The following is a 4281-nucleotide window of genomic DNA, read 5'->3' as shown; positions in this document are numbered from 1 at the left end:
TTATATCGCGAGGTAGAGCAGCGGTAGCTCGTCGGGCTCATAACCCGAAGGTCGGTGGTTCGATCCCATCCCTCGCAACAACGGAAGCGTCACTTTAAGTGGCGCTTTTTTAATACAGTATTAAAAATTATCCAACAGAGGCTTCATTCTTTTGAAACCGGCCAACCTGCCCTGCTATCGCTTCGGTATAGTCCCATTTTGTTGAATGGAACCTGCCTGAACCCACGCTTTAGAGCGGGTGAACCGGCAGCCAGTTGAAAATTCCCCTGTTTGGGATCTTTGGGGTTCACGAATAAAGGGTCGGCTACAACAAAGCTCTCAGACAAGCTGTCTTTGACCGCCGAACCGGGCGCAACAATATTGTCGCTCATTGTTATATAGGGACGGGCTTTGTCTTCAACAGAGGTTTTCCAGAATCCTACGTTCTTATCCCAGGCGCCGCCCCGGCAAATATTAAGTGAAATAACATTGCCCTTGGGCGCTTTGGGCTCGTCGTTTATGATATTGAGCAATTTCGGATACCGCGTGCTGTATGGAGGTTTGTTGTAAGCAATCCCTGAAATGGTTCCCTTTTCTTTTTCTTCTTTGATCCATTGCTCAGGGTGATCATGCATCCATCCCAATCCTCTTGCATCAACATGCAGGGAAGGAACACAATCAATAAAGATATTGTTCAGCACATTGTTATCCCTGCCCCCGCCGATCATCATTGCGCGTGTAACTTTATCAAATACATTTCCTATAATATCCACTCCGCAAAATGCATCGTCGAGGTAAACACCCACGCATCCTTTTCCTTCAAAACCCGAAATATCGTGGAGATAATTATAGCGGATCATATTCCCCCGCATCGTCCAGTTCCTGCCTGCATAAATTGCACCCGCATCATTCGATTCATAGCAAACGTCATATATTTCATTGTACTCCATTACATGATCATTTCCGTTAAAATATATAGCCATGTGCGGAAGATGCTTTATAAGATTGTGTGTGGCACGGTTGCCAACTCCGTTGAGGGAGATCCCCGGGAAGTAAACCCGTTTAATCCGGGCGATATGATGTATATTATTGTTGTCGGCAAAGCACGCTGCCGGCGTGAGTGTGCTGCGGTCTCCTGCATTGATTTTGATGCCCCCGGCACCTACCTCATAAATATCACAACCTGTTACACCGTTGCGTGTTCCGCCGCTGATAACGACCCCTTCATCTCCGGCATTCCTTATGGTACATCCTGCAAGTAAAGCCTGGTTACAATCTTCCATTTCAACCACTGTTCCACGGCAACCTTCAAGGGTCACTCCCTGTATGGTTAGAAATGAAACTTCTTTCATGCTTATGATATTTTTATTGACGGAAACAAAAGCCTGCCCTTTGTTAATATCCGATGGCGGATAAAAATAAAGAATGCCTTTTTCCCTGTCTACATAATATTCCCCCGGCTCGTCTATTTCCGAAAGCAGGTTGAATCCATAGAACCATTGCCCGAGGCGATATCCATAGCTGTGGTAAGGAGGTACTACTTCCATGAGCTTTTTCTCCGTATCAATGCCGGAAACCTTGTGCCGCTGTTCGGCCCAATCCCAAAACCAATACCCGCTCACCCATGCATCTTTTTCATCCTTCCATTCATTTATCCGCTGGTCTTCATAATTGAACTTACCTGCTTTATCGCCTTTTGTTCCTCTTATATCTACCGGCTCTTCATTGAGCAACCCCGTAATTTTGACAAAGCCTTTATTGGGATACCGCGAAAGCCACATCGGCTTATCGTTAAAAAACAATTCTATCCCGCCACCTCCCGGAGACCCGAAATCGTTTATACCTATAGCTGAAATATCTGCCTGGCAGACCTTCCCGCTGGCATCGGCGTTAAGCTTCTTCAGTACAGCTTCATCGGTTACCGGGGCCCATTCCGTTACACTTTTACCGCCCGATAATCGCACTTCTTTGCCCTTCTGTGCAACATATGTGATGCGCGACTGAGCGTCTGCACCTCCATCCCGGGCTTCCAGTTCAAATATTCCCGGCAGCTCATAAACGCCTTCCTGTATTTCTATTACTATATGTCCCTGAGGAAGCTTTTTCTGCGCTTTCAATTCACGGATCACATCCCGCGCACGCGCTAAGGTTGCAAAAGGTCCATCTGTTTTATTGCGGTTAGGCTGGCTGAGCTTCCCCGACCAGCCATCGTTTCCAGCAACAGCAACATACAACTTTAAAGCAGGTTCCTGCGCGGAATCCGCGGGTGCACTTACAGCCTGCATATTTATTCCTGAAAGCAGGATCAATAAAAAACAGCATTTCCATCCTGCAAAAATTATAGTCCCGGCAAACAACGCTTTCATTTTTTAATTTTTGGTTGATCCTGATAATTTGTTTTAAAGTAAACACCAATACTGCACATGACGGATGAAAGACACGGTGCGATCACTTCTCATCTAACAGACCGGGGTCAATTTAAGCGGAATTTTCAAATAAATAAAAACCCTCCTGGTCATGCCTTTTTGTCGTTTGCCGTTTTGCAAGTATTTTCGCAGATCAGTTCAGGTACGGGAAATGATAATCAACTGTTCATTTTTCCTCCCTGTATCATTCTTTACAAAACACACAATTCTGTTATGGCATACGATGTAATTGTTTTAGGCAGCGGCCCCGGCGGATACCCCGCAGCCATCAGGGCTTCACAACTGGGTTTTAAAGTAGCTATCATTGAAAAGGAAAGTTTGGGTGGTATTTGTCTCAACTGGGGCTGCATACCCACCAAAGCGCTGCTGAAAAGCGCACAGGTTTATGAATCCATGAAGCACAGCAAGGATTACGGATTAGAGGCCACAGAGGTAAAGCACAATTTTGAAGCTGTTATTAAACGCAGCCGGGGCGTAGCCGATAAAATGAGCAAGGGTGTGCAGTTTTTAATGCGCAAGAATAAGATAGATGTGATCATGGGATATGGGAAAGTAAAAGCAAAAGGACAAATAGAAGTGAAAGCGGCGGATGGAAAAACGCAGGTGGTAGAAGGCAAATACATCGTTATAGCTACAGGCGCACGTTCGCGCCAGTTGCCCAGCCTGCCTATAGATGGCAAAAAAATAATAGGATACCGTGAAGCCATGTCGTTGCCCGGGCAACCCAAAAGCATGATCGTTGTTGGCAGCGGCGCCATTGGTGTTGAGTTTGCTTATTTCTACAATTCGCTGGGCACCAAAGTTACCATTGTTGAGTTTTTACCCCGGCTGGTACCGGTAGAAGATGAAGAGATCTCAAAAGAACTTGAAAAACAATTTAAAAAACAGGGTATAGAAGTTTATACCGGCAGTGAAGTAACCAGTGCCGACACAAGCGGCAGCGGTGTAAAAGCCAAAGTAAAAACCAGCAATGGCGAAATTACCCTTGAAGCCGATATAATATTGAGCGCAGCAGGTATTGTGGCCAACATTGAAGACATCGGGCTTGAGCAACTGGGCATTAAAACAGAGAAGGGTAAAATAGTGGTAGACAAATACCAGCAAACCAATGTTCCCGGTATTTATTCCATTGGCGACTGCAGCCCCGGCCAGGCACTGGCGCATGTTGCCAGCAAGGAAGGTATTGTAGCTGCCGAACATATGGGTTATAACGAGAAGAAATACCCGCACCTGCCCGACACAGTGGATTATAATAATATTCCCGGCTGCACCTACTGTACGCCGGAAATAGCATCCATCGGTTATACCGAAAAAGCAGCAAAAGATGCCGGCTATGAAATTAAAATTGGTAAGTTCCCTTTTATAGCTTCGGGCAAGGCAAGCGCCGCCGGCGCCACTGATGGTTTTGTTAAAGTAATTTATGATGCCAAATACGGTGAATTTCTCGGCGCACACCTGATCGGCTACAATGTAACAGAACTGATCGCTGAAGTATCTGTTGCACGCAAATTAGAAACCACGTATCACGAAATACTGAACGCTTCCCATCCGCACCCGACCATGAGCGAGGGAGTTAAAGAAGCAACTGCCGCCGCTTACGGAGAGGCGATAGATATATAAAAGTGGTAAGAGGTAAGTAGTAAGTAATAAGTAATAAGTAGTAAGATGCGGTGCTGACCCTCCTTCGTCGGGTGCCGACCGCATCTTTACGTTATATCCCGTGCAGGGGGAGAGCTGAAATTTGAAGATAAGGGTGAATAATTTATCGTTTCGCGAGGAGAGGAGAAGTGTGAGAGGTGAATAGTGAATTGCTGATAGCTGACGGCTCCTATGTAAAGGTTTCCGCTGCATAGTGCATGAAAATATTTTTTTAGGT

Annotated in this window: 2 protein-coding genes and 1 tRNA gene; 2 read left to right on the top strand and 1 reads right to left on the bottom strand. The window is 45.9% G+C overall.

Annotated elements, in window-relative coordinates:
* Window positions 1-6 precede the first annotated feature (6 nt).
* A tRNA-Met gene (locus PLH26_RS20525) sits at window positions 7-78 on the top strand.
* Between the two features lie 65 nt (window positions 79-143).
* Here the strand turns inward: PLH26_RS20525 and PLH26_RS20520 are convergent.
* Entirely contained in the window at window positions 144-2345 is a 2202-nt protein-coding gene (locus PLH26_RS20520) for a right-handed parallel beta-helix repeat-containing protein (protein WP_324587889.1), read from the bottom strand.
* A 273-nt stretch (window positions 2346-2618) separates the two neighbouring features.
* Here PLH26_RS20520 and lpdA point away from each other — a divergent pair, with 273 nt between their 5' ends.
* The gene (gene lpdA, locus PLH26_RS20515) at window positions 2619-4025 is read left to right on the top strand and encodes a dihydrolipoyl dehydrogenase (RefSeq protein ID WP_324587888.1); all 1407 of its coding nucleotides are present in this window, start codon (window positions 2619-2621) and stop codon (window positions 4023-4025) included.
* Window positions 4026-4281 lie beyond the last annotated feature (256 nt).

This window comes from Agriterribacter sp., assembly GCF_035444585.1.
In the GTDB taxonomy this organism is placed as follows: domain Bacteria; phylum Bacteroidota; class Bacteroidia; order Chitinophagales; family Chitinophagaceae; genus Agriterribacter.
Note: the sequence above shows the minus strand (reverse complement) of the source record. Positions and strands in the feature narration are given on the sequence as shown.